The following is a 23831-nucleotide window of genomic DNA, read 5'->3' on the forward strand; positions in this document are numbered from 1 at the left end:
GCCACCAGCTGCTGTGCATATCTCAGCTACATATCGGGCTGCTTCGGGGTTCCGCCCCTTGCCGGCACGGGTTGCACCCGCCGGCCGTGGCCAAGCCCTCCACATCCCGGGCCCATCAGCGGCAATACACTACGCAGCTATCTCCACTCAACTCAAACCATTAACTTACAGCTCCCTATATCACATATTTATGAGACATGTATTGATGTTCGCCATTTCGATGGTTGCTTGCTTAAGCTTGACTGCCCAAAACAGCAGTAAAAAGAAAACAACTCCTGCTCCTTCCCCATCAGTAATCTGGAACGACCATTTGCAGGGCATGCAATGGCGAAACCTGGGTCCTACCCGTGGGGGCCGTTCGGTAGCTTGCAGCGGCGTGCCGGGCCAACCCCTCATTTACTATATGGGCAGCACCGGTGGCGGCGTTTGGAAAACCGAAGATGCCGGCATCAGCTGGCGCAACATCTCCGATGGTTTTTTCAATACCGGTTCCGTGGGTGCCATTGCCGTAGCCGAAAGCGACCCTAATGTGATATATGTGGGCATGGGCGAACACGCCCCACGTGGTGTAATGACCTCCGCCGGCGATGGCGTGTATAAAAGCACCGATGCCGGCAAAACCTGGCAACACATTGGCCTTACCAATACCATGCATATTGCAGCCATCCGCATTCATCCTTCCAACCCCGACATCGTGTTTGTAGCGGCGCAGGGAGCCATTCATGGTCCTACAGACGAACGGGGCATTTACAAAACCACCGATGGTGGCCGCAGCTGGGACCGGGTGCTGTTTGTTGATGACAATACAGGTTGTGCTGATTTGAGTATGGACATGACCAACCCACGTATTTTATATGCCGGCATGTGGGATCATCGCAGGCTGCCCTGGCTGGTGCGCAGCGGTGGCCCGGGCAGCGGCTTGTACAAAAGCACCGATGGCGGAAACAGCTGGCACAAAATGAGCAAGGGCCTGCCTGCCAACATGGGCAAGGTCGCCATTGATGTAAGCAGGGCCAACCCCAACCGTGTATATGCCAATATTGAAAGCGAAGATGGCCTGGGTGGCGTTTACCGCAGCGATGATGGCGGCGACTCATGGTCGCAAACAAGCAAAGCAAGGGTAACAGTTGCCCGAGCCTGGTACTACATCGAAATATTTGCCGACCCGCAAGATCAAAACACGGTGTATGTGCTCAATGCGCCGGCACTCAAATCGATTGACGGTGGTAAAACTTTTACCAACCTGCCCGCGCCACACGGCGACAACCACTGTCTGTGGATAGACCCGGCCAATAATAAAAGGATGATTAACGCCAACGACGGCGGCGCCAATATTTCTTTCAATGGCGGGGCCAGCTGGAGCAGCCAGCAAAACCAACCCACCGCACAGTTTTACCGCGTCATTGCCGATAAGCAGTTCCCATACAACTTGTATGCAGGCCAGCAAGACAATTCTGCCGTTATTGTTCCCAGCAAAAGCCCATATGGGGGCGTTGATTGGCAACAATGGACTTTTGGCCCCGGCGGTGAAAGTGCTTTCCTTGCCTTTGACCCCAACAATCCGGTAAAGGTTTTTGGTGGTAGCTACCAGGGTAATATCGAAGTGCTCGACCGCAAACTCAGCAGCACTAAAGACGTGATGGCCAGCCCCACCATTGGATTAGGGGTGATACCCAAAAAACAAGTCTATCGTTTCAACTGGAATGCCCCCATTGTGGCTGATCCGTTTAATCCGGCTATTATTTACCACGGTGGCAACAAAGTGCTCAAAACCACCGACGCTGGCCAAAGCTGGACAGCAATCAGCGGAGACCTCACCCGCAATGACAGTACCAAACAAGGCGATGGTGGAGCGCCATTTACCAATGAAGGGGCAGGTGGCGAAGTGTACAATACCCTCGCTTACATTGCCTGCTCTCCTATTACACAGGGTGAAATATGGACCGGCTCCGACGACGGCCTGGTACACCTCACCCGCGACGGCGGTAACACCTGGAGCAATGTAACCCCTGCAGGTCTTAGCGAATCACTCGTCAACAGCATCGAGGTATCTTACCACACACCGGGCAAAGCCATCATTGCAACCACAGGTTACAAAATGAATGACTTCTCTCCTGCTGTTTTCATTACCTACGACTATGGCAAAACATGGAGCAAACAAATCCACGGCTTTGAAGCCAAAGACTTTTGCAGGGTAGTAAGGGAAGACCGGGTAAAAAAAGGTCTGCTGTATGCCGGCACCGAAAGGGGCCTGTACATCAGCACGAATGACGGACTGGTCTGGCAGCGTTTCCAACTCAACCTGCCAGTGGTGGCCATCAATGACCTCACCATTGCCGACAACGATTTGGTGGCTGCCACCAGCGGCCGTGCCTTTTGGATTTTAGATGACCTCTCACCCTTGCAGCAACTGCAAGATCAATTACCGCCAACCGCTACTTTGTTTACATCGAAACCAACCGTGAAAACAGGCTGGAGCGGCGGCAGTCCGCAAGTGGGCGCCAACCCTGCAGAAGGCGCTGCACTGTATTATTATTTACCAGCAAAAACTGATAGCATTAGCCTCATCATTCGCAATGCAAAAGGCGACACCATACGCCAATACAACAGCTGGAAAAATGATGCCGAAGTAAGTGGCTACCCTGGTGGCCCTGCTCCTGAGCCTTTGCTGCCAACAGAAGAAGGACTGCGCAAATTCAATTGGGATTTGCGGCACGAAAGTTTGCCTGGCATCAAAGGCCAATTCCTGAATGCAGATTATCGTGGCGCTAGTGTACCACCCGGAACGTATAGCGTAACCTTGAAAGCAGGCACTACAAGCAGCGATGCTACGCTACAGGTGTTGCAAGATCCAAGAGTACAAGCATCTGCCAATGCTTTTGATGAGCAGTATGCGTTTTGCAAACAGATTGATGCTGCAGTAACCAACATGCATCAATCTGTAGTACGTATGCGTTCGGTAAAACAACAAGTTGAACAATTGAACACACAACTAAAAGGTATTGCTGATACGGATACGTTGGTAAAAACCGGCAAAACCTTGATTGCAAAAATCAATGCATGGGAAAAACAAATCATTACTACCCAGCAGGAAACATTTCAGGATGTCATTAATTATTACAACCGGCTGAGTGCGGAACTGCTCGACCTGCGTGGCCGGGTAGACAATGCTCAGCAACCCATCGTTCCTGCAGGCCATAAAAAGCAATTACAAACCTTGCTTTCAGCATGGACAAATTATGAAACCGAATTACTCCAAATCATCAATCGTGACTTACCTGCGTTTAATGATTTGTACAAAGCCAAAGCATTACCCGCCATTCTTTTACCGAAATAACAGACGAAAAAAAAGCCGGATAACTCCGGCTTTTTTATTGAACCACAACCTGTTCATCGTTGAGCAATGGCAGCTGCGAAAAACGCAACAAGAGTTGAGCAACGGTCAGTACATCCCGCTGGCAATATGAAACAATTTTGTCCAATGCTTTTTCTTGCCAGTACGCATTACCCACCATGCTACCATCGAGGTCTTGCTTGGGAGAGGCAATGCCCAAACAGGCTGCCAATAATTTAAGCGAGGTAAAATGTTTGTAATCGCCAAACTTCCACAGTTGCAGCGTATCCAATAGCGGCACATCCCAAGGCTTTAAAGCCTGAAAATCGAGCCACTGCGGCAAGGATTGACCTTGCACAAGCAAACGGCGGCAGATGTACGGAATATCAAACTCACGGATGTTGTGACCGGCAAACCACATCCGCATTTTGCGGGCTTGCATCAGCTGTGTTACAGATTGTACAAACATGGTAAGAACAACAGCTTCATCATCGCCATAAAAGGATTTCAACCGAAGCTCAAACTTGCCGGCTGCATCTTTTCGTAAATAGCCTACGCTAATACAAATGATTTTTCCAAACTCAGCCATAATAGCCGCCTTCTCCTGATACAACGATTCAGGGGTTGAGTTTTCCGTTTGTAGCCAGCTGGTTTTCTCTTCAAACAACGACTGCCACTCTGCAGGCAGTTGCTTAAAGTCCGGTTGCTGCGAAACAGTTTCAATATCAATGAAAATACATTGTTCTGGTTGGGGTATTTGCATGGCAGTAAGGTAATGAATTTGCATTAATCAACATATGCGGATAAGTGTGTCATGTTTCGGGTTACCCTAGCTGATATCTTACCACATAAATCCATACAGTTGCCATTAGCCCCACAACTGAAACTACGGTCGCCCATAAGCATTGCACTCTATAGTGCCATGGCGGCTTTTCTTACCTACACCATGATCTTTGGTTTTCGTAAAACATTTACGGTAGCCACTTTTGATGGTTTGCAATATTGGGGTGTTGGATACAAAACATTGATTGTAGTAGCGCAGGTGCTTGGCTATCTGCTGGCCAAGTTTTACGGCATTCGTTTTATAGCAGAAATGAAACGCCAACAGCGTTGGAAAATCATTTTGATACTCACAGGTGTCGCCTGGGTTTCCTGGTTGTTGTTTGCGGTGTTTCCGGCCCCTTACAATATTGTGTTTGCTGCCATCAATGGATTTCCGTTAGGCATGCTGTGGGGTGTGGTCTTTTCGTATATAGAAGGCCGAAGAAGTACAGACTTTTTAGGGGCGGCACTAGCGGTGAGCTTTATTTTCTCCAGTGGCTTTGTAAAATCCATTGGCGGCTGGCTCATGCAGCACTGGGGGGTTACAGAATTGTGGGTGCCCTTTGTTGCTGGTTTGGTATTTGCCATTCCCCTCCTGCTGTTTGTATGGATGATGGAACAAATCCCTGCCCCAACTGCGGAGGATGAAGCAGAAAGAATGCACCGCAAACCACTCACCCAACCAGAACGGCACCAAATATTGAAACAGTTTTGGCCGGGACTCATCCTTGCTATTCTGGTGTACGTATTTGCTACCATCTTCCGGGATATCCGCGACAATTTTAGCGCCGATATGTGGAAGGAACTGGGCTTTGGCGAAAGACCCGCCATTTTCACCCAAACTGAACTCCCCATTACCCTCGGTATACTGCTGATGGTAGGTAGCCTCACCCTTGTACGCAACAGCAGCAAGGCATTTATGATAGCCCATTTACTGATTGCTGCCGGCTTCATCATTACAGGCACCAGTAGTTTGTTATTTATGGCCGGCCATGTACCAGCATTTACCTGGATGGTGGGTACCGGAATGGGCCTGTATATGGTTTACATCCCCTTCAACTCCATTTATTTCGAACGAATGATTGCTTCCTTTAAAATCAGTGGAAATGTGGGCTTTCTGATATATCTGGCCGATTCGGCCGGCTATGTGGGTAGCGTGGCGGTGTTGGTGTCAAAAGAGTTGCTTCAGGTGAAAACCGCTTGGGTACCATTTTTCAGCCAAAGTACTCAGTGGCTGTCGTTAGCAGGTTTGTTGCTCACCATTTTGGCGGCCAGCTACTTTTTTAAAAAGGGGAGAAAACAGGTATTAATAGATGGGACATCCTGAAAAGAAAATCGCCCCCACAAGGGAGGCGATCTTCAAGGAGTTTAGGGGTTTGCTTCAGAATCTGATGTAAAGTAACATCAATGTTTTGTCATAAAAAATACTACAACACACTCAATACCTTAGCAAAAATTGCCTAATATTTTTATCAAAATTTATAACTAATTGATTTAAAAGCAATTGCACGAATTTGACAAATGTCAAAATTTGCCGTAAATCAGGATTTATTTGACAAATGTCAAATTCTTTTTTCCTGAGCCTCGGCATTAGGCCTCAATATTGACCCTCTGAGTCTGCTGAGGGTCTCTAAAGTCATTCCCAAATGGGAAGCAATAAATTTGAGCGATACCCTGTTGAGCAAATCAGGCTTGGTTTGCTGGAAGTAAGCGTATCTGCTACTGGCTTTTGTGAGCCGAACCAAAAATGCCCTTTCCTCTGCCTGGCGGTACATTACCTGTAATACCTTACGGGCCGCCTGATTCAGTTCCGGAAATTTTTGATAGGCAGATTCTAAATCGTCAAAATGTATGCCAATTAGCTCTCCGTCTTCCAAAGCTTGAATATTTTCCAGCGATGGCGACTGGTCGAAAAAGCTGCTGATGGATGAAACAAGATCGTTTTCTGCTGTAATCCAAGTAGTTACCTCAGTCTTGCCATCAAGTATGTAACCGCGAAACAGGCCCTTATTTACCAAAAATAAATACGGGCAGGTTTGACCGCTGCGCAGCAAAAACTTGTTTTTGGGTACGCTGCACTGAAACGCTTTGCTATCGATAAAGCGGGCTGCTTTGTCGCTAATGGGATGGAAGAAACGCAAGAATGCCGAAGGCAGTATAGAACCTGCCGGCACAGCAATTCGAGTTTTTTCTACAAAATAAAGGCCTTCTACAGAAGGGGTCATAAGCCGAATTTTGGTGATCCGGGCTGAGGGCTATTGGCGAATTTAACGTAAAAAAGCCACCACAATTGGTGGCTTTTAATTTATTACTGCTTGAGCAGCTTAGTCTTCTACTTTCAGTTTGCCTTTCTGCTTCGCAATTACCTCTTCGGCAATGTTGTTTGGCGCAGGTGCGTAGTGGCTGAATTCCATAGTGCTGGTGGCACGGCCAGAACTCAGTGAACGCAATTGTGTTACATAACCAAACATTTCGCTCAGCGGTACTTTGGCTTTAATCACCTGTGCGTTGTTGCGGCTATCCATGCCTTCCAGCATGCCACGACGACGGTTCAAGTCACCTGTTACATCACCCATGTACTGGTCAGGAGTAATTACTTCTACCTTCATGATTGGCTCCAGCAATACGGGCTTGGCTTTGCGGCCAGCTTCGCGGAAACCAGAACGGGCACACAATTCGAAGCTCATACCATCAGAGTCAACTGCGTGGAAGCTACCGTCGAATACACGAACTTTCATGTTTACAACAGGATAAGCAGCAAGAACGCCAGTACCCATGCTGTTTTCAAAACCTTTCTGGATCGGTCCGACAAATTCTTTCGGAATGCTACCACCAAACAGGTCGTTTACAAACTGGAAGTACTTGTCAGGATTTTCTTTTTGCCATTCTTCATCCACAGGTCCGATTTCGAACTGGATGTCGGCAAACTTACCACGACCACCAGACTGCTTCTTCAGTACCTCACGGTGCTGTACAGTTTGAGTGAACGCTTCTTTATAGGCCACCATGGGAGCACCTTGGTTAACTTCTACCTTGAATTCGCGACGCATACGGTCTACGATGATTTCCAGGTGCAGTTCACCCATGCCACGCAGGATGGTTTGGCCGGTTTCTTCGTCGGTATTTACACGCAACGTGGGATCTTCTTCTACCAGTTTGGCAATGGCCATACCCATTTTGTCTACGTCGGCCTGAGTTTTAGGCTCTACGGCAATGGCGATTACAGGCTCAGGGATGAACATGTTTTCCAATACCACGGGGAACTTTTCGTCGCACAGGGTATCACCGGTTTTGATTTCTTTAAAACCAACGGCAGCACCAATGTCACCAGCTTCGATAAAGTCAATCGGATTTTGCTTGTTGGCAAACATCTTCATGATACGGCTGATACGTTCGTTTTTACCGCTACGCATATTGCGTACATAGCTACCAGCATCGAGCTTACCGCTGTAGCAACGGAAAAACGCCAGACGACCTACGAAAGGATCGGTCATGATTTTGAAAGCCAAGGCTGCGAAAGGTTCTTTCACATCAGGCTTACGAACCACTTCTTCACCAGTATCAGGGTTGATACCGAGGGTATCAGGAATATCAACAGGAGAAGGCAGGTAACGGCAAACGGCATCGAGTGCTGTTTGAACACCTTTGTTTTTGAATGAAGAACCACACATCATAGGCACAATGCTCAAATCGATGGTAGCCTTACGGATAGCTTCGTGAATTTCATCTTCGCTGATGCTGTCCGGATTGTCGAAGAATTTTTCCATCAACTGGTCGTCGTATTCAGCTACGGCTTCAACCAGTTGGGCACGCCACATTTGCGCTTCTTCCACCATATCAGCAGGAATATCGATTTCATCGAAAGTCATGCCTTCAGTTTCCATGTGCCAAATGATGCCCTTCATTTTAATGAGGTCAACCACGCCCTGGAAATTGTCTTCTGCACCAATTGGGAGCTGCAAAGGCACAGCCTTTGAACCCAGCATTTCACGTACCTGCTTCACTACATTGAGGAAGTCGGCACCGGAACGGTCCATTTTGTTTACAAAACCAATACGGGGTACACCGTAACGGTTGGCCTGACGCCATACGGTTTCAGACTGAGGTTCTACACCATCTACCGCAGAGAAGAGGGCAATCAAACCATCGAGTACACGCATAGAGCGTTCTACTTCCACGGTAAAGTCCACGTGTCCGGGAGTATCAATGATGTTGAAAGAATACTCTTTGGTGTTGGCATCTGCCTTACCTTTTACAGTAGGGAAGTTCCACTTACAGCTTACCGCTGCAGAAGTGATAGTGATACCACGTTCTTTTTCTTGTTCCATCCAGTCGGTGGTGGCAGCACCTTCGTGCACCTCACCAATGCGGTGGATCATACCTGTGTAGCGCAGAATACGCTCAGTAGTGGTGGTTTTACCAGCGTCGATGTGAGCGGCAATACCAAAGTTGCGTCTGAATTTAAGATCGGCCATATTGGTCGTTTTATTGAATATGCGGGGATTTACCCAAAAAATTTCGAGGCGCAAAAGTACAGGTTCTCTGCGGAATAATGATTTAGCTCCGTAAAGAAATTGTAAATGTGGATGCTCAGTGGATTTCCATGGCTGAGTGCCCCCCGCAAAAAAGCCGCTCCAAGAAGCGGCTTTTTACAATTATATATATGGTTATCAAACGGTTGCCTTTGATTTGGCCGCCGCAGAAGCCGTAACTACCGATTGTACACCAAAGAAGATACCACTAAAAAGAATAGTGCCTACCATGCTGGTTTTGAGGAAGGGAAGGCCATCCACATAGGTTTGCATAAGGCCGGCGAGGTTTTTAGCCCGCACCAATCCGCCACCGCCAATCCATACCTGAAAGTTGGACAACAAGAAATACACCACAGGGGCTGCAATGGCACCTGCCAGTATTTGACCGGCTTTTCTTTCATGTATGAAAAAACCAATAACCGTGGTTGACAAAATCAATACATAGTTGATGAACTGACCTTTGTAAAAACCAATGTAAATAGAAGGATCACACTATGCAACAGCTGCATGATTACATCGCTGATGAGCATAGAACCAAGGGGCAACAAGAAAGCCAGTTTTCTGTCTTTGATGATGCTGCCGGCAAAAATAGCCATGGCCAGTTGCGGTGCACCCAGCCACTCAGGGCGCATTTCATAGGGCACAATGCGGTACAGGGTACAAATAGCAATCAGCAATGCAAAAACCAAGGCAACAGATCTGTTCATTTGATTTAATTTCCAGTTTGAAGGAAACAAAAATAGGCCAATTTGAATGCCAACCACATTCTGATCATTCGATAGTATTTGCTTATTGTGGAAAAATCAGCCCAACATAACAATCAACACACCGGCAAACGAGGCGAAGACTTTGCCTGTCATTACCTCTTGCAGCAGGGCTTCGAAATATTGCAACGCAACTGGCGGTACAAAAAAACAGAAACAGACATCATTGCCCGGCGTGAAAAAGTACTCCATTTTATTGAGGTAAAAACCCTCAACACCCCATTTGCTGCACTGCCCGAGCTCAAAGTAAACCAGGCCAAACTTCGGCAAATGAAGCTAGGAGCAGCCGGGTATTTGGAACAGCAGCCCCAATGGCACTTCATTCAATTTGATATTCTGGCCATCAGATTCAATGCCGAAATGGTAGCCGACGTTTTGCTGATTGAAGACGTCTTTTAAACATGATGATACTTTTCGCCACGGATGATGCTGCAGGCTCTGTACACCTGTTCGGCCAGTATTAAACGAACCAACTGATGGGGAAAAACTAACCTGGAAAGCTGCCACACCAGGTCTGCCCGTTTTCTTACAGCATCATTTACCCCAAAGGCCCCGCCAATGACAAAATGGATTTTTTTAGCCCCGTTAATGGCCCGTTGTTCTATAATGGCTGCCAGCTCTGGCGATGACAGCATTTTACCCCGTTCATCCAGCAACACCACATAATCTACAGGGTCCAACGACCGCAGCAACAGGTCACTCTCCGCATCTTTTTGATCAGCAATACTCATGCTGGCTGCGTTTTTGGGCGGCGCCACCAGCTTCCACTCGCAGGGGTAATAATGCGACACCCGCTGGGTAAAATCTTCAATGGCTTTTGCCATATTGCTATCGTGCTTGCCGCCTACCGACCAAAAGAGGATTTTCATCCTGCAAATATCAGTAGCCAAACCCGGCTAAATCCAAAAAACCAATTCAACTGATTTAACAGCATTGTGACCATCAATCCGCTACATTCGCAGCAAATCAGTTTTGTTTGTTTTTATGAAAAATGTTTCTACCATTTTAAGTATTGTGGCACTCGCTGGTGTGGCAGGGCTTTTTGTATTGCATTTTACCAACGGAAAATCATCTCCGAAACCTTTGGGTGGCACAGCCAATGCCGATAGTCATACCCATGGCCAAATCGGCTATTTCGAAATGGATTCTGTGGAACAACACTACAACTTCATCAAGGCCGTAAGAGAGCAACTAAAAAAGAAGAAGACAATATTTCTACTGAACTCGGTGGCTTGAAGAAAAACTACATGGGCCGTATTCAGCAGCTGCAAGCCAAAGCACCTACCATGAGCCAGCAAGAAGGCGAGGCTGCACAGGCAGAAATCAATCAGATGCAAATGACCTTGCAGCAACGTGAAGCACAGCTTACACAAAACCTGCAGGAAAAGCAGTTCAAGAAAATGAAAGAAATCAATGATAAGATTGCTGAGTTTTTGAAGAGCTACAACAGCAGCAAAAAGTTTGCCTATATCATTTCCCGTTCTCCCGGCGACTTCGTGTATTTCGCCGACTCTACCTACAACATTACTGATGATGTAATTAAAGGATTGAACGCCACCTACAAGCCGCAGCAGTAATCTGCAAGCGTTCTATATAAAAAAGAGGAGCTATTCATGAGCTCCTCTTTTTTATTGCTTAGTGTCGTCGTCCTCTTTTTTAAGAAAAATCAATGCTTCTTCTTGCTTGGAAGAAAAAAGTTTGTCGAACTCTTTCCGGTAACTCAAACTCACCCCTGCCCTGTTGCGACGGCCTGCAAAATCCAGTGCATCTTTTTTAAATAAGATAGCCCGCAGCCTGCGGTTGTTGGTAAGAATGAATTCTACACTTACATCGGGCAAAAACTGAAAGCCAGTGGTGGTGGTATTGCGAACGTTGAGGTCGAAATCGCTACCCAAATTCACCACTACACGATTGTTGAAATAACTTTTGTTCAACATGAAATTGAAGTTCACCCGATCGTAACCGGAGGCGGAACTTACCGAGCCACCCACTAATGAATTGGAGTTGTACACTTCTGTACTAAAATCAATATTCAAGCTCTGGTCGCCCGTAATTTCCTGAATAATACTGGTGAGAATTTTACCCATTTGATTGCTCAGCAAATCGCTGATGGTATTCACCGCCAAATCGGTTCCGGGGTTGCGGGCACCCACACCTTCTTTGTAAGGCGCAAAAGATTTGAAAACAATCAGGTAAGTCACCTGCCGAAGCATCTCACTTTTGTCTGCTTCAATTTGCCGGATCATCTGCTGTGCACTTAGGTTGTTTTGCATGGCAGACCCCTGCGGAAACTCAATGCCAAAAGCAATATCCGGCTTACTCAGCAAGCCGGTCAGTCTTGCTTTTACATATACGTCGCCCTTATAGTTTTGCGCTGTTTGATCGAGTACGGTTTGGCCCTGCTCACTGGCCATCAAATCTCTTAAGCTTACGCCTACCGCTTTGTATCGTGCTCCAATGTTCAGGTTGGCATCGTACGGATTGCCATTCCATTCTATATAGCTGTTTTCACCGCCATCCAGTATAAATGGCTTTTTGAATAAGGTTTGAAAACTGAAATTATAACTACCAGATTCGATTTGATAACGTCCTCGCATTTCTGTTTCATCAGAAGTACCGGTTTTAATTTTTAAGTTGCCGGTGCCATTGGCCTTGATAATATCACCAGTCGTTTCATCCATAATCACATCAATCTGACAAAGCGGAGTAGCCGTCAAATCCAGCTCAATATGAATATTTGTTTCGGCACTGTCTATTTCTGCTTGCAGCTCTCTGCCATACTGCTTAAACACAATAAAATCAGCCGTGCCGCTTTCCTTTCCGGCTTTGTTGGCAATAATGATGTGTGAGGTATCGGTAGTGGCGCCGGTAATGCGCATGTTCAGATTGTTCAACGGTCCATACAAATCAAAACTGGCCTTGCCCACCGCCTGACCGTAAAACAAATCGTTGTCTTTACTTACTGTATTCAGCAGCTGCAAACCATTCGACCGCATTTTCATGTTGAAAGAAAGGCTGTCAAAAAACCGGTGATACATCAGCCCTTCCATAGTACCCTTCCGCCCCTTAGCATCTTTCAATTGCACACTGCCAAAGTCAATAAAGTTATCGCCAAACACCAGCTTTGACGGCTCCAGCCAATAAGTGCATTGTGTATACTCTACTGTAAGTTTCCCATCATTCAACATCACTTCACCCAGCAGGGCCGGGGCATTCATTTTCCCTTTCAACGACAAGTTGCCGGTTGCATAGCCATCCACATCTGCCAATATACCGTCCAGGTATTTACGCAGTGGATTGATGCGTTCTTTACGCAAGGTTACATTCAGGTCGATTTGCTCAGCGGCAGAGTCATCCAGATTAAGCGACAGCAACCCTGTAAAATCATGATCGGCATTTCTTGAATCAACCGTTGTTTTCAACAGTTTTTTGGCATGATCGTATTGGGCTGTTCCAGAGACCGTACCAATAGAATCGTTATTGAAGAAAAAGTTCTTAGTGGCAAAAGTTGAAGTGATATACGGCTTACCCATGGGATCCTGAATCACCGTGCGGGTACTCAACAAGCCTTCCATGCGGGGCTCAGGCACTACAAAAGGCAATACATCTCCAATGATGAAATCATCCACATCAACGTACACATCGTTCCAGTATCCATCATCGGAAGGTTGTGTGTACAATTTGATACGTTGATTATCGTTCACCAATTGCAATCCGTTAGATATCAGATAGCCTTTGCGCATTTCGATACTACCATCGCTAATGACCGTCCATTTTTTGTTGTTCAAAATGAAGGAAGATTCATCAAAACGTGCTTCAAACCCATCGGGCTTACTGTAGAAAAACCCATTGATGGCAGCATCGCCCAAAGGACCATTTGTACGGGTAGTGAGTTGTACCTGCGTGGTATCATTTACCGTATTAATCAGTATTTGTGCATTCGGAAATCCCAGGCTGTCGTTTACCCTGAAGTTTTCTATGTTTCCGGTCATCATTAGGGCATGGTTGCTGCCATTGGCCCTGATGGCCGTATTGTTTAGCACAATACCGCCATATTCAAAATAGGGCATATCCAAGTTTACCAGCAGCTCACTTTTGCGGGTGTCTAAACTGCCGATAAGAGACGTATAATTCAGCCCTTTCAACTTGGGATCAATAAAATCGAGGAAGGGCTCCACATTTCTGGTTTCCACCGAAAAAGTAAGCAACTGATTCCGGGGCAGTTTTTTGGGCGCATCAATTACCGATGGATAATAGTTGTGTAGAAATGCCTGAAAGCCATTGGGCAAATCACTCATGTCGAAATCGCCGCTAATGCGGATGTCTGCCTCATTGGTTTGCAATACCAGCGTTTCTGTATTGTTTTCATCAATCGACGATTCGAGGTACAACGAATCGATATTGAGCAACTGTCGTTTGTTATACACTTCAGCATCGTATATCCTTGCATAGCCTCTGAAATCGTCAATATTGGTGCCGCTAAAATTCACATCAAACAAGCCCGACACCACAACAGAATCTTTTGACAAATGCAAGGCATGTAAATTGGCGTAGGCCACAGCACCACGGGCATTGTAGTTCTGTTTCTTTTTGCTGAAATCTAAGACCGTTGTAAAATTTGCACTCAGGTTAGGGTCGGCACTCGAGAGGTTGGCAGACAAAATATCGTTTGTAAAAACAGCATCGGCAATGATGTCGTTATAGGTGTACCCTTTGTAATCAATGGCTGAAATATCGCCCTTCATGCGCAGCGGCGTTTTGCTACTGAATCCGGTGCTGCTTACTTTACCATTAAACCGCATCATGCCTAAGCTGGGTACGCCCAACAGTTTGCCGCCATTGAGCACTGCTTTTTTTATATCGCCTTCAAAACCCTGCCGTGGTCCGCTCATGCGAAGTGCCAATGCTGCATCCATCGAGCCTGCATCGGTGCTGATGAAACCACGAGTGGTAAAATTGTCAATGGTGCCTTCAAAAAATCCGTTGTACCGGATAAGCCCTGCGTTGTACAACGGTGTATTGCGTAGCTCTTTCAGCTGCGGTGCCCATGGTTCCACATCTTTCAAATCGATCCTGGTGCTTTTGGTATCAAAACGAATCACCGTATTGTCGATGTCCGTCAGTCCTTTCATACTGTAAGTACCGGTGATGTGCGAACGGCCCGTTTGCAAATCCACATTGCTCACCACAAAATTGCTGATGGTACCAGATGCTTCACCACTGAGAATGCCTGTTTGACCAATGCCGCGCAGCTCTGTGGCAAAAAAAGCCACATCATCCATGTGCACGGTACTATTGCGCATAATTGCTTTTACCTGCACACTATCCACAAAATCTTCCATGGCATCTATGCTGGTATACCGCATGGCATAGTAAGGCCCGAGGCGGCTATTATTGAGCTGCAAATCCATATTGGAAAACTCCATGAGCTGCGGATGCAACCGTAGGTTGGTATGCAGTTGCTTCACTTCGAGACCGCTTCTTTCTGTGGCCTTCAATGACACTTTTGCCGTAAGCGTATCTGCGTGTAGCAATACATTGGTAAGCTGGCCATGAATGGGCGTTACAATAATATCTCGTTCATCGAAAAGACCAGGAACATAAACGGGCCCGTGCCGGTTGAAAATTTCTACCAGCCCTTCCTGTACCCTTACCGTACCAATGCGCAGCCGCATCCCATTTGGATTCCACGATTCAGGGTACGTACGCAGCGCATCCAACGAATCAATTCTTCGCCAATACCTCGCCGAATCGGCCTGCGACCACAACCCACTTTTTTTGATTTCCCGGTATTCTGGTTTTACCAAATCCAGTTGGGCAATGTTGAAGTCCATGTTGGCCACATCAAACTTATCGGCTTTCAGTGCCAGGTGACCAACACCGCCAATCAATGTTTTGCCCCGCCATTTATCGAGCTGCTCAAATCGCAGATTGTCTATCTCCACTATTTGCAACCGCAATACAATAGGTGAAGCATTGTCTTTTGCGGCCGTATCGGTCTGAGGAGTGGTGGTAGATTTTCCAGCAAATGCATCCGCCAGAAAGCGATGATTCCAAACGCTGTCTGTTCGCTGCAGCCGAATCAATACATCCTGCAGTTTCAGGTATTTCAGTTCAATGCTGTCTTTGAAAATGAGCCAGTCGGTAGTATTAAGTTGCAGTTTGCCAATGGATGCCAGTGTATCGTTTTGCTGATCGGCCACGTACACACCTTGTAATGTAACCCGGTTGAGCCAGCCGATATAGGCACTTTTCACCTGCACCGTTGTGCCCAGCTGTTTGCTCAGCCGGTTGGCCGCTGTATGGGCCAGCCAGTTTTGAAAAGAAGGCGTTTGCAACATCACCCACAACAAAGCAATTAATGCAATGAAGGTTAGTAAGATGGTGCGAAATATGCGAATTGCTTTTGCCAACGGGGTCTACAGTTTTTCTTACATTCAGCCAATAGATAGTGTAAAAATAGTGCCCTGACCACTCCAGTACGTTTTCCGCCCCGGTAAATCAATAATAAACACCATGAAAACACAACCAGCCCTTGCCTTTTCATTTACCCGACTGCTTCGTGCAAGCATGGCTTGTTGCCTGCTGATGGCCGGCACTCTGGAGCAGCCTTTTGCACAAAGCGCAACGCCGTTGCTTTTTGTGGAGCAGGGCAAAATCGGGTACAAAGACGTTTCTGGTAAAACAATTATTGCGCCACAGTTTGGTATGGCCGGCAGGTTTAGCGAAGGCTTGGCAAATGCCCAAATGACCGGCACGGGTAAGTTTGGTTTCATTGGGCTCAAAGGCGAGTGGAAGATCAAAGCAGATTTTGATGCTGCCGGCGATTTTTCGGAAGGAATGGCCCGGGTGCAACAACAGGGCAAATGGGGTTACATCGACAAAACAGGCCAGTGGAAAATCAGCCCCCAGTTTCAACTCTGCTATGAGTTCGTACAAGGTTTTGCCATAGCTCAAAAGGCTGGCAAATGGGGCATCATCGATAAAAAAGGTAGTTGGGTGCTGGCACCGAGCTTCTACGACATCAGCACGCCTGCCAATGGCTGGTATAGTGCCAAACCAACCCTATCCGAGCCCTGGAAAATTTTCAACATGAGACAGCCCCCACCAGCCGCTGGATTTTCAGCCAGCAAAATCAAAGCCTTCTCCACCAACGGTCTTGCGCCTGCCAGAGATGCACAGGATAAATGGGGTATCATTGATACCACTGGCGCATGGGTGGTTGCACCGCAATTCAGCAATCTTGAGCCCTTTGCAGAAGGTATGGCCGCAGCAGAAAAAGATTTTAGCAGCTGGGGGTACATCGATAGCAAAGGCCAATGGAAAATTGCCCCGGCGTACGACCGTGCCGGCACTTTTTGGAAAGCGGCCGCATTGGTGGAAAAAGGAAACAGTATCAGTTACATCAACCCCAATGGCCAGTTGCTGTTCAGCTTCAGCAGGTGAGGCAGGGGCATGAAAAAACCCCGGCCGGAACCGGGGTTGAAATGCGAATTCATTTACGGGAAGCCAAATAACGGGAACGATATATGGAGACCGGAATGATGCAATAGCTTAGTACCTACCGCGACCGCCGCCGTAACCGCCACCGCCGTAGTTTCCACCACCGCCACGGTTGCCGCCACGGAAACCACCACCGCCTGCAGGACGCTCTTCACGAGGACGAGCTTCGTTAACGCTGATGTTACGACCACCAACATCTTTGCCGTTCAGGGCATTGATGGCAGCATTCGCTTCATCGTTGTTGGGCATTTCAACGAAGCCGAAGCCTTTGCTACGGTTCGTCATCTTGTCCTTCACGATTTTGCAAGACGAAACTTCGCCGTAAGCTTCAAAGAGCTGCTGGAGTTCTTCTTCAGAAACGCCCCAGCTGAGGTTGCCAATGTACAAGTTCATAAAATGGATTTCAAAAAAGTCCGGTGCCCGGTTCTTGATTAGTGGACACAAGACGGTTAAAAATACCAACAAAGGTTGCATCAATATTAGCAGTAAACCAAATATTCAGCCGAAAAACAATTGATATCCTGCCAATTCGATGGCCAAAACCAAACTCATGGTTTATCCGCCGGAAGATTGTGGGTAATATTTGGTTTTTTTGTACCCCGCCCTGCCCATATTACAAATGCCTCCCTTACTTTTGCAGCCAATTTGAAAACAGGCATTCCTTGTTTATTTGATCAAACAATGCTTGCCTCCCTCCTTTCAATTTGACCATTATTTCGACAAACAATAAATACTATGGCCAACGTTGGTAAGATCAAACAGATCATTGGTGCCGTAATTGACGTTCAATTCGACGGCAAGTCAAAGCTTCCTGAAATTTACAACGCCCTGGAAGTAAAGCGTGAAAATGGCGATACCCTGGTACTTGAAGCCCAGCAACACTTGGGTGAAGACAGCGTTCGCTGCATTGCCATGGACGGAACCGAAGGTCTGGTTCGCGGTATGGCCGTGGTAGGCACCGGCAAAGCCATTGCCATGCCTACCGGCGAAGCCATCAATGGTCGCTTGTTCAACGTAACCGGTGATCCTATCGACGGATTGCCTGCAGTGGACAAAACCAACGGTCGCCCCATCCACGCCAAGCCACCAGCATTCGAAAACCTGAGCACAGCTACTGAAGTACTGTACACAGGTATCAAAGTAATCGACCTGATTGAACCTTACGCAAAAGGTGGTAAAATCGGTTTGTTTGGTGGTGCCGGTGTAGGCAAAACCGTATTGATTCAGGAACCGATCAACAACATCGCCAAAGGTTATGGTGGTTTGTCAGTGTTTGCTGGTGTAGGCGAACGTACCCGTGAGGGTAATGACCTGCTTCGTGAAATGATCGAAGCCGGCATTATGAAATATGGCGACAACTTCAAGCACAGCATGGAAGAAGGTGGCTGGGATCTGGAAAAAGTAGACATGGAAGGCCTGAAAGATTCTAAGGCAACCTTCGTGTTTGGCCAGATGAACGAACCTCCTGGTGCCCGTGCCCGTGTAGCCCTCTCTGGTTTGACTATCGCAGAATACTTCCCGCGATGGCGACGGTCAGGGTAAAGGAAAAGACATCCTCTTCTTCGTAGATAATATCTTCCGTTTCACTCAGGCCGGTTCTGAAGTATCTGCCCTCTTGGGCCGTATGCCTTCAGCGGTAGGTTACCAGCCTACACTGGCTACCGAAATGGGACTGATGCAAGAGCGTATCACTTCAACTAAAAACGGTTCAATCACTTCTGTACAGGCCGTATACGTACCTGCGGATGACTTGACCGACCCCGCTCCTGCCACCACTTTCGCCCACCTGGATGCCACTACCGTATTGAGCCGTAAGATTGCCGACTTGGGTATTTACCCTGCGGTGGATCCACTGGATTCTACCAGCCGTATCCTTACACCAGCTATCGTGGGCGATGCTCACTACAATACTGCCAACCGTGTAAAACTGATTCTCCAGCGCTACAAGGAACTGCAAGACATCATCGCCATCCTCGGTATCGACGAACTGAGCGACGAAGATAAAATGACCGTAGCCCGTGCCCGTAAGGTGCAGCGTTTCCTCAGCCAGCCTTTCCACGTGGCCGAGCAGTTCACCGGTCTCAAAGGTGTATTCGTAAGCATCGACGATACCATTCGTGCCTTCAACGCCATTATGGACGGTGAAGTGGATGAGTATCCTGAAGCTGCCTTCAACCTGGTAGGTACTCTGGAAGACGCTATTGAAAAAGGTAAGAAAATGCTGGCTCAGGCTCAGGGTTAATTCCCACTTGCTTTTGTGCCCATTTTTCAACGCCAAATCTGTAACACATGAACTTAGAAATACTGACTCCCGAAAAAAAGCTTTTTAGCGACGACGTGTACGGCGTACAGCTTCCCGGTGTAAGCGGCTTGTTCGAAATACTGGAAAAACACGCCCCCATGGTAAGTGCGTTGGGCAAGGGAAAAGTAAAAGTGCTGAAAGACAAAAACAGTACCGTAAGCTTCGACATCACCGGTGGTTTTATTGAAGTTATCAATAACAAGGCCACCGTACTGGTAGAAGGCGCTACAGAATTGTAACCGCTATTTCAGCAATAGAAAAACGCTTCGATACATCATCGAAGCGTTTTTTATTTTAGTTCAACTGCGGATCGGTAGGATAATGAATGATGGGATGGAATGACTTATCCAGCTGCTGCACGGCCAGCTTCCAAATGTCTTCCGGCGCATCATGAAAAACCAAATCGGCACTGCCCTGCACGGTGAGCCAGCTTTGCTCCGCTATTTCTGCCGCCAGCTGCCCGGTACCCCAACCGCTGTAACCCAGGTAAAAGCGTATCTGGTCGAGCTCCAGCCGCTGTGCCATGATCAAATCAATGATGCTGGCAAAATCGCCACCCCAATACACCCCATCCGATACCAGCTGCGCATCAGGAATCAAATCGGGCAGCGTATGTAAAAAATGTAGGGTATCTGTTTGCACTGGACCACCATAAAACAGCGGAATGGTCATGCCCCGCAGCTCCGGAATAAAATCTTCCAGGTGCTGCTCAAAGGGCCGGTTCATCACCAACCCAAAACTGCTTTCTTCACTGTGTTCGCACAGATACACAGCCGTTCGCATGAAATTGGGATCCTTTAAAAAAGGTTCCGAAATCAATACTACACCGGGTGCTGGTTCAATCATGCTTCAAAGTATTGTGCAAATACCGAATTGCCCAAACGGTCTTTCATCTTTTTTTACCCATACCTGTGCAACCATTCACCCTTGCCGGCGTTAAAAAAAACCGCATGATGCGCCAAGGTTGCTTCTACCTGTACATTTGCTCGCTATTATCACCCGTTTATGTCGCTAAAAAAGCTGTTACCTGTCATCATCATTCTGATCACCATCTCGTTGATTGGCATCATTTACATGCAGTACAACCGCATTCAAAACCTGCTGCTCGTAAAGCAGGAACAGCTCTATGAAAAAGTGGTGAAGTCGATTGTAAACGTGGGCAAAGACCTGAGCGAAACCAATACCCGTACCCCCTCGCTGCGCCAACGCCGCAAAAGTTCGCTCAGCCTCAGCAATGAGCTGGTGCCCGTAGAACTGATGCAACCGGCACTGATTTCTGAGCGTTTCACCCAATTTGAAGTACGTGAAAAACTGGAAGCAGCCTTTAAAGCCAATCAGGTACCCGCCAGCCATTTTGAGTTTGCCATTGTCAACAACATCAACCTCATGAACTACGAAATGAAGTCGCCGGGCTTCAACCACGTAGTAGAAGATACCATCAACAACTACATTTGGAACCTGCCCATAGAACCACCCGTGGGCACCTGGGCCGAAGGATTGGCTCCTTATGAAAACATTGTAGTAGTGATTCCTGATTATAAAAAGCTGGCAGTAAAAGAATCCTACTTCGACTTCATCGGCGCCATCATTTTCACACTCTTCATCATGTTTGCGTTTTTTCTCACACTGAGCACCATGCTCAATCAGAAAAAGCTGAGTGAAATCAAAAGTGATTTCATCAACAACATGACGCATGAATTTAAAACCCCACTAGCCACTATCTCTCTGGCGGTAGATGCACTGAGCAACGAGAAAGTACTGAAAGATGAAAGCAAACTGCAGTATTTCCGCGGCATTATTAAAGATGAAAACAAGCGGATGAACAAGCATGTAGAAACCATTCTGCAGGCTGCAACCCTTGAACGGCAAGAGCTGACACTCAACAAACAAAAATGCAGCGGACACCACATAATTCAGCATGTGGTAGACAACTACAAACTGATGCTGGCCGAAAAACAAGGCAGTGCCACCCTGCAGCTCAATGCCCGATACGATGAAATTTTTGTAGATGAACAACACTTTACCAACCTGGTAAACAACCTGATGGACAACGCCATCAAATACTCCAAAGATGCCCCGGAAATTATGATTACCACCCACAGTACCAACAAGTACTTCTGTATCAAAATAGACGACAAGGGCATTGGCATGAGCAAAGAATCGGTGAAGCGCATCTTCGAAAAATTTTACCGGGCTCATACCGGCAACATTCATAACGTAAAGGGATTTGGGCTGGGGATGACCTATGTAAAATCAATTGTGGATGCCCATAAAGGCCGCATCAAAGTGGAGAGCACTCTGGGCAAAGGCAGCTCCTTTTTGGTCGAAATTCCACTGGCCAAAGCCTGAGCCGGCCACTCTTGACTTATATCAAAAAATCGGGAAAATCATAAAAATTTAATGTACACACATTGATTTGCGGAAAAGCTGTTGTACATTGAGCCTACTTACTTACTAACCCACCGCATATTTCTTCCGCATTTCCCACACGTTCCAGCCGTTGCATTTCGCCCCAAAGCCTTAGAAAGAACTATTCGCAATCACGGATTTTTTACAACCTACTGCGCATATGAACACTGGCTACATGCACCCGGTTTTGGCTGAAGCAAGCTTACCTATCAGCATTCCTTCCTGCCATTGCAGAGAAATGCTGCAATACCAGATTTTGTCCAACGTGGGCCAAATCCTTCGTCAGGGTTGGTTCAAGGGCAGCAACATTTACATTTCTACCCGCATGCTGCCCAAAGGCCAGCGCTTTTTGCTCCGCATTGTTTGCAACGATCAGGTGCTGCACGAAGGCCGGTTTGAAACCATGGTAGACTAAGGCAGTAGCAAACTGCTATCGCCATAGCTCAAAAAGCGCCCCTCATGGTCGAGGGCGTATTGATACAGCCGCTGCCAGTCTTCCCCAATCAATGCCGCCACCAACAACAGCAACGTGCTGTTGGGCTGATGAAAATTGGTGACCAATCCTTTACACAACTGAAACACATATCCCGGCGCAATAATGATTTGCGTCCGCAAAATCAAACGTTGCAAGCCCTGCCGCCGCATCCATTGCAGCAAGGCGTTCAGTGCCGCTTCCTTGCCCGGATTTTGCTGCAGCCAGGTATCGTACACTTCCCATTGTTGCATTTCCAGTGCCTGCAAACTAATCCCGGGCTGATGATAGGTTTTCACCCCCATCCAGTACACACTTTCCAGCGTACGCATGCTGGTGGTACCTACGGGAATGATGCTGTCTTGTTGCAGCAATGCCTCAAGGGTAGCCGTATCTACATCTATAAATTCGGCATGCATTTCATGATCCTGCATGCTGTCGGCTTTTACCGGCTTAAACGTACCCGCCCCTACATGCAGCGTTACATACTGAAGCGGATGACCGGCTTTGACAAGGGCCTCCTGAATGGCGGGTGTAAAATGCAGGCCGGCTGTAGGTGCCGCCACGCTGCCAACCTGCGATGCATATACGGTTTGATAGCGTTCCAAATCGGAAGCTTCGGCCTTGCGTTGCAAATACGGCGGAATGGGCATTTCACCCATCAGGTGCAGTATTTGCGCAAAAGCCAGTGAAGCCGGCGTCCACGAAAAATGAATGATGAAACAATCGCTGCGCCGCTCCTGCATGGCGGCAGTAATGAGCACCGTTTCGCCTTCGTGCTGCACTTCTTTTTGTAGCTGCATGCCGGCCTTCCACTTGTTGGCACCACCAACCAAACATTTGTACTCGATGCTGCCCGTGCAGTTCATGGCCGTGGTAATATCTGCGTATTGCTCATGCGGCTCCAGCGCAAACAATTCGATGATACCGCCCGTGGCTTTCTGGAATAACAACCTTGCTTCTACTACCCGGCTGTTGTTGAACACCAGCATGGCATGCGCAGGCAAATGCTGCACAATGGCCGGAAATTTCTCCCGGGAAATCTGGCCTTGTTGGTACACAAACAGCTGGCTATCGTCGCGGTTGGGCAACGGGTAGCGGGCTATGCGGTCGTCCGGCAAATGGTAGGTATAATCAGCGATGGAAATGTGCTTGGGATGCATGCCGCAAAGATGTTGCTAGAAACGGATGTGGCACAAAAAAAATGAGAGCCGAAGGGACACTATTATTGTCATTACCAACAGCCATTTGTGCACTCTTGTAATTGTTGGTGAAAGCACCCGAAAACGGCGACAAAATCAGCTCATTGAAATTAGGAGATAAAAAGTTAGTGGAACAATAGTAATGCAAGCATAAAAGAGCCAAAGATTCCAGTTTATTATTTTGATGAGCAAAACGTCGCTTTTGTTCGCCTTTGTGCTTACTCTCAAAGGAAACCAATTCTCCAATCTAACGCCTGCCGCAACAAATGAATATCTTGTAATCTTCACGCCCTTTCGTTTACACCTCAACATAAGGTTTGCAACAAAAGAAAGTTGCGTTAAGATTACCCACATCAGCCCTAGGTCTTTCATAAATGGAGATGTCATTTACATGCTTAAGAAATCGTAAAGGTAATCTTCAATGGCACTGTTGCTGCCATCACCAACAGCAATTTGTGCACTCTCGAGGTTGCGGGTGGTGCCGCTTTCAA

At 47.3% G+C, this 23831-nt stretch carries 21 protein-coding genes; 11 read left to right on the forward strand and 10 right to left on the reverse strand.

The genetic code is table 11. The features are described from left to right. Positions 1 to 238: 238 nt before the first annotated feature. Positions 239 to 3337 (forward strand): VPS10 domain-containing protein, encoded by a 3099-nt coding sequence (locus GLV81_RS13750; RefSeq protein ID WP_197428325.1) that lies wholly within the window; start codon positions 239 to 241, stop codon positions 3335 to 3337. 34 nt (positions 3338 to 3371) lie between these two features. Here the strand turns inward: GLV81_RS13750 and GLV81_RS13755 are convergent, their stop codons facing one another. Continuing rightward, positions 3372 to 4121: a ribonuclease H-like domain-containing protein gene (locus GLV81_RS13755; protein ID WP_197428327.1), complete on the reverse strand. Its 750-nt coding sequence runs from the start codon at positions 4119 to 4121 to the stop codon at positions 3372 to 3374. Between the two features lie 75 nt (positions 4122 to 4196). Here GLV81_RS13755 and GLV81_RS13760 point away from each other — a divergent pair, with 75 nt between their 5' ends. Beyond that, positions 4197 to 5483: a DUF5690 family protein gene (locus GLV81_RS13760; RefSeq protein WP_197428330.1), complete on the forward strand. Its 1287-nt coding sequence runs from the start codon at positions 4197 to 4199 to the stop codon at positions 5481 to 5483. Between the two features lie 235 nt (positions 5484 to 5718). Here GLV81_RS13760 and GLV81_RS13765 read toward each other — a convergent pair whose 3' ends face one another. The 4 genes from GLV81_RS13765 to GLV81_RS13780 form a co-directional block, all read right to left on the reverse strand. Next, complete coding sequence (locus GLV81_RS13765; protein ID WP_157479377.1) at positions 5719 to 6381, reverse strand: Crp/Fnr family transcriptional regulator; 663 nt, start codon at positions 6379 to 6381, stop codon at positions 5719 to 5721. 99 nt (positions 6382 to 6480) lie between these two features. Then, positions 6481 to 8631: an elongation factor G gene (gene fusA / locus GLV81_RS13770; protein WP_157479378.1), complete on the reverse strand. Its 2151-nt coding sequence runs from the start codon at positions 8629 to 8631 to the stop codon at positions 6481 to 6483. Positions 8632 to 8826: 195 nt separating this feature from the next. After that, a complete protein-coding gene (locus tag GLV81_RS13775; RefSeq protein ID WP_157479379.1) occupies positions 8827 to 9120 on the reverse strand; it encodes a DUF6580 family putative transport protein in 294 nt (97 codons plus the stop codon). Positions 9121 to 9122: 2 nt separating this feature from the next. Then, complete coding sequence (locus tag GLV81_RS13780) at positions 9123 to 9395, reverse strand: DUF6580 family putative transport protein (RefSeq protein WP_157479380.1); 273 nt, start codon at positions 9393 to 9395, stop codon at positions 9123 to 9125. 87 nt (positions 9396 to 9482) lie between these two features. On the opposite strand from GLV81_RS13780, the gene GLV81_RS13785 reads away from it, so the two are divergent. Beyond that, positions 9483 to 9851, forward strand: a complete 369-nt coding sequence (locus tag GLV81_RS13785) for a YraN family protein (RefSeq protein WP_197428335.1) — start codon at positions 9483 to 9485, stop codon at positions 9849 to 9851. Here the strand turns inward: GLV81_RS13785 and GLV81_RS13790 are convergent. Then, positions 9848 to 10321, reverse strand: coding sequence for a 23S rRNA (pseudouridine(1915)-N(3))-methyltransferase RlmH (locus GLV81_RS13790; protein WP_157479382.1), 474 nt, complete (start codon positions 10319 to 10321; stop codon positions 9848 to 9850). The two genes, GLV81_RS13785 and GLV81_RS13790, sit on opposite strands and share 4 nt — an antisense overlap. 115 nt (positions 10322 to 10436) lie before the next feature. Here GLV81_RS13790 and GLV81_RS13795 point away from each other — a divergent pair, with 115 nt between their 5' ends. Together GLV81_RS13795 and GLV81_RS13800 are read left to right on the forward strand one after the other, a co-directional pair. Beyond that, positions 10437 to 10688, forward strand: coding sequence for a hypothetical protein (locus tag GLV81_RS13795; protein ID WP_157479383.1), 252 nt, complete (start codon positions 10437 to 10439; stop codon positions 10686 to 10688). An 11-nt stretch (positions 10689 to 10699) separates the two neighbouring features. Then, a complete protein-coding gene (locus GLV81_RS13800) occupies positions 10700 to 11029 on the forward strand; it encodes an OmpH/Skp family outer membrane protein (protein ID WP_246186013.1) in 330 nt (109 codons plus the stop codon). Positions 11030 to 11080: 51 nt separating this feature from the next. Here the strand turns inward: GLV81_RS13800 and GLV81_RS13805 are convergent, their stop codons facing one another. Further along, a complete protein-coding gene (locus GLV81_RS13805) occupies positions 11081 to 15865 on the reverse strand; it encodes a translocation/assembly module TamB domain-containing protein (RefSeq protein WP_157479385.1) in 4785 nt (1594 codons plus the stop codon). A gap of 103 nt (positions 15866 to 15968) precedes the next feature. Between GLV81_RS13805 and GLV81_RS13810 the strand changes: the two genes are divergently transcribed. Beyond that, positions 15969 to 16898 carry a WG repeat-containing protein gene (locus GLV81_RS13810; RefSeq protein WP_157479386.1) on the forward strand — a complete coding sequence of 310 codons (930 nt, stop codon included), beginning with the start codon at positions 15969 to 15971 and terminating at the stop codon, positions 16896 to 16898. A 108-nt stretch (positions 16899 to 17006) separates the two neighbouring features. Here GLV81_RS13810 and GLV81_RS13815 read toward each other — a convergent pair whose 3' ends face one another. Continuing rightward, on the reverse strand, positions 17007 to 17348 hold the full coding sequence (locus tag GLV81_RS13815) for an RNA recognition motif domain-containing protein (RefSeq protein ID WP_157479387.1): 342 nt from the start codon (positions 17346 to 17348) through the stop codon (positions 17007 to 17009). A 342-nt stretch (positions 17349 to 17690) separates the two neighbouring features. On the opposite strand from GLV81_RS13815, the gene GLV81_RS21750 reads away from it, so the two are divergent. From GLV81_RS21750 to atpC, 3 genes are read left to right on the forward strand one after another with little or no spacing between them, the layout of a single operon-like run. Beyond that, the gene (locus tag GLV81_RS21750) at positions 17691 to 18497 is read left to right on the forward strand and encodes a F0F1 ATP synthase subunit beta (protein ID WP_281350696.1); all 807 of its coding nucleotides are present in this window, start codon (positions 17691 to 17693) and stop codon (positions 18495 to 18497) included. A 31-nt stretch (positions 18498 to 18528) separates the two neighbouring features. Further along, a complete protein-coding gene (locus tag GLV81_RS21755) occupies positions 18529 to 19197 on the forward strand; it encodes an ATP synthase beta subunit C-terminal domain-containing protein (protein WP_281350835.1) in 669 nt (222 codons plus the stop codon). Between the two features lie 47 nt (positions 19198 to 19244). After that, a complete protein-coding gene (gene atpC, locus GLV81_RS13825; RefSeq protein WP_157479388.1) occupies positions 19245 to 19496 on the forward strand; it encodes an ATP synthase F1 subunit epsilon in 252 nt (83 codons plus the stop codon). A 55-nt stretch (positions 19497 to 19551) separates the two neighbouring features. On the opposite strand, the gene GLV81_RS13830 is transcribed toward atpC, so the two are convergent. Then, on the reverse strand, positions 19552 to 20103 hold the full coding sequence (locus GLV81_RS13830; RefSeq protein WP_157479389.1) for a YqgE/AlgH family protein: 552 nt from the start codon (positions 20101 to 20103) through the stop codon (positions 19552 to 19554). Positions 20104 to 20262: 159 nt separating this feature from the next. Here GLV81_RS13830 and GLV81_RS13835 point away from each other — a divergent pair, with 159 nt between their 5' ends. After that, complete coding sequence (locus GLV81_RS13835) at positions 20263 to 21606, forward strand: sensor histidine kinase (protein WP_157479390.1); 1344 nt, start codon at positions 20263 to 20265, stop codon at positions 21604 to 21606. 220 nt (positions 21607 to 21826) lie between these two features. Continuing rightward, the gene (locus GLV81_RS13840; protein WP_157479391.1) at positions 21827 to 22081 is read left to right on the forward strand and encodes a hypothetical protein; all 255 of its coding nucleotides are present in this window, start codon (positions 21827 to 21829) and stop codon (positions 22079 to 22081) included. Here GLV81_RS13840 and GLV81_RS13845 read toward each other — a convergent pair. Then, positions 22078 to 23301, reverse strand: a complete 1224-nt coding sequence (locus tag GLV81_RS13845; protein ID WP_157479392.1) for an S-adenosylmethionine:tRNA ribosyltransferase-isomerase — start codon at positions 23299 to 23301, stop codon at positions 22078 to 22080. The two genes, GLV81_RS13840 and GLV81_RS13845, sit on opposite strands and share 4 nt — an antisense overlap. Positions 23302 to 23831 lie beyond the last annotated feature (530 nt).

This window comes from Phnomibacter ginsenosidimutans (assembly GCF_009740285.1).
Classification (GTDB): domain Bacteria; phylum Bacteroidota; class Bacteroidia; order Chitinophagales; family Chitinophagaceae; genus Phnomibacter; species Phnomibacter ginsenosidimutans.

Excerpts from the sequence above, each read along its gene's own strand:
- GLV81_RS13755 (WP_197428327.1), bottom strand. The coding sequence starts at position 4,121 with ATGCAAATTCATTACCTTACTGCCATGCAAATACCCCAACCAGAACAA.
- GLV81_RS13765 (WP_157479377.1), bottom strand. The coding sequence starts at position 6,381 with ATGACCCCTTCTGTAGAAGGCCTTTATTTTGTAGAAAAAACTCGAATT.
- fusA (WP_157479378.1), bottom strand. The coding sequence starts at position 8,631 with ATGGCCGATCTTAAATTCAGACGCAACTTTGGTATTGCCGCTCACATC.
- GLV81_RS13780 (WP_157479380.1), bottom strand. The coding sequence starts at position 9,395 with ATGAACAGATCTGTTGCCTTGGTTTTTGCATTGCTGATTGCTATTTGT.
- GLV81_RS13790 (WP_157479382.1), bottom strand. The coding sequence starts at position 10,321 with ATGAAAATCCTCTTTTGGTCGGTAGGCGGCAAGCACGATAGCAATATG.
- GLV81_RS13795 (WP_157479383.1), top strand. The coding sequence starts at position 10,437 with ATGAAAAATGTTTCTACCATTTTAAGTATTGTGGCACTCGCTGGTGTG.
- GLV81_RS13800 (WP_246186013.1), top strand. The coding sequence starts at position 10,700 with ATGGGCCGTATTCAGCAGCTGCAAGCCAAAGCACCTACCATGAGCCAG.
- GLV81_RS13810 (WP_157479386.1), top strand. The coding sequence starts at position 15,969 with ATGAAAACACAACCAGCCCTTGCCTTTTCATTTACCCGACTGCTTCGT.
- GLV81_RS13815 (WP_157479387.1), bottom strand. The coding sequence starts at position 17,348 with ATGAACTTGTACATTGGCAACCTCAGCTGGGGCGTTTCTGAAGAAGAA.
- GLV81_RS21750 (WP_281350696.1), top strand. The coding sequence starts at position 17,691 with ATGGCCAACGTTGGTAAGATCAAACAGATCATTGGTGCCGTAATTGAC.
- atpC (WP_157479388.1), top strand. The coding sequence starts at position 19,245 with ATGAACTTAGAAATACTGACTCCCGAAAAAAAGCTTTTTAGCGACGAC.
- GLV81_RS13830 (WP_157479389.1), bottom strand. The coding sequence starts at position 20,103 with ATGATTGAACCAGCACCCGGTGTAGTATTGATTTCGGAACCTTTTTTA.
- GLV81_RS13835 (WP_157479390.1), top strand. The coding sequence starts at position 20,263 with ATGTCGCTAAAAAAGCTGTTACCTGTCATCATCATTCTGATCACCATC.
- GLV81_RS13840 (WP_157479391.1), top strand. The coding sequence starts at position 21,827 with ATGAACACTGGCTACATGCACCCGGTTTTGGCTGAAGCAAGCTTACCT.
- GLV81_RS13845 (WP_157479392.1), bottom strand. The coding sequence starts at position 23,301 with ATGCATCCCAAGCACATTTCCATCGCTGATTATACCTACCATTTGCCG.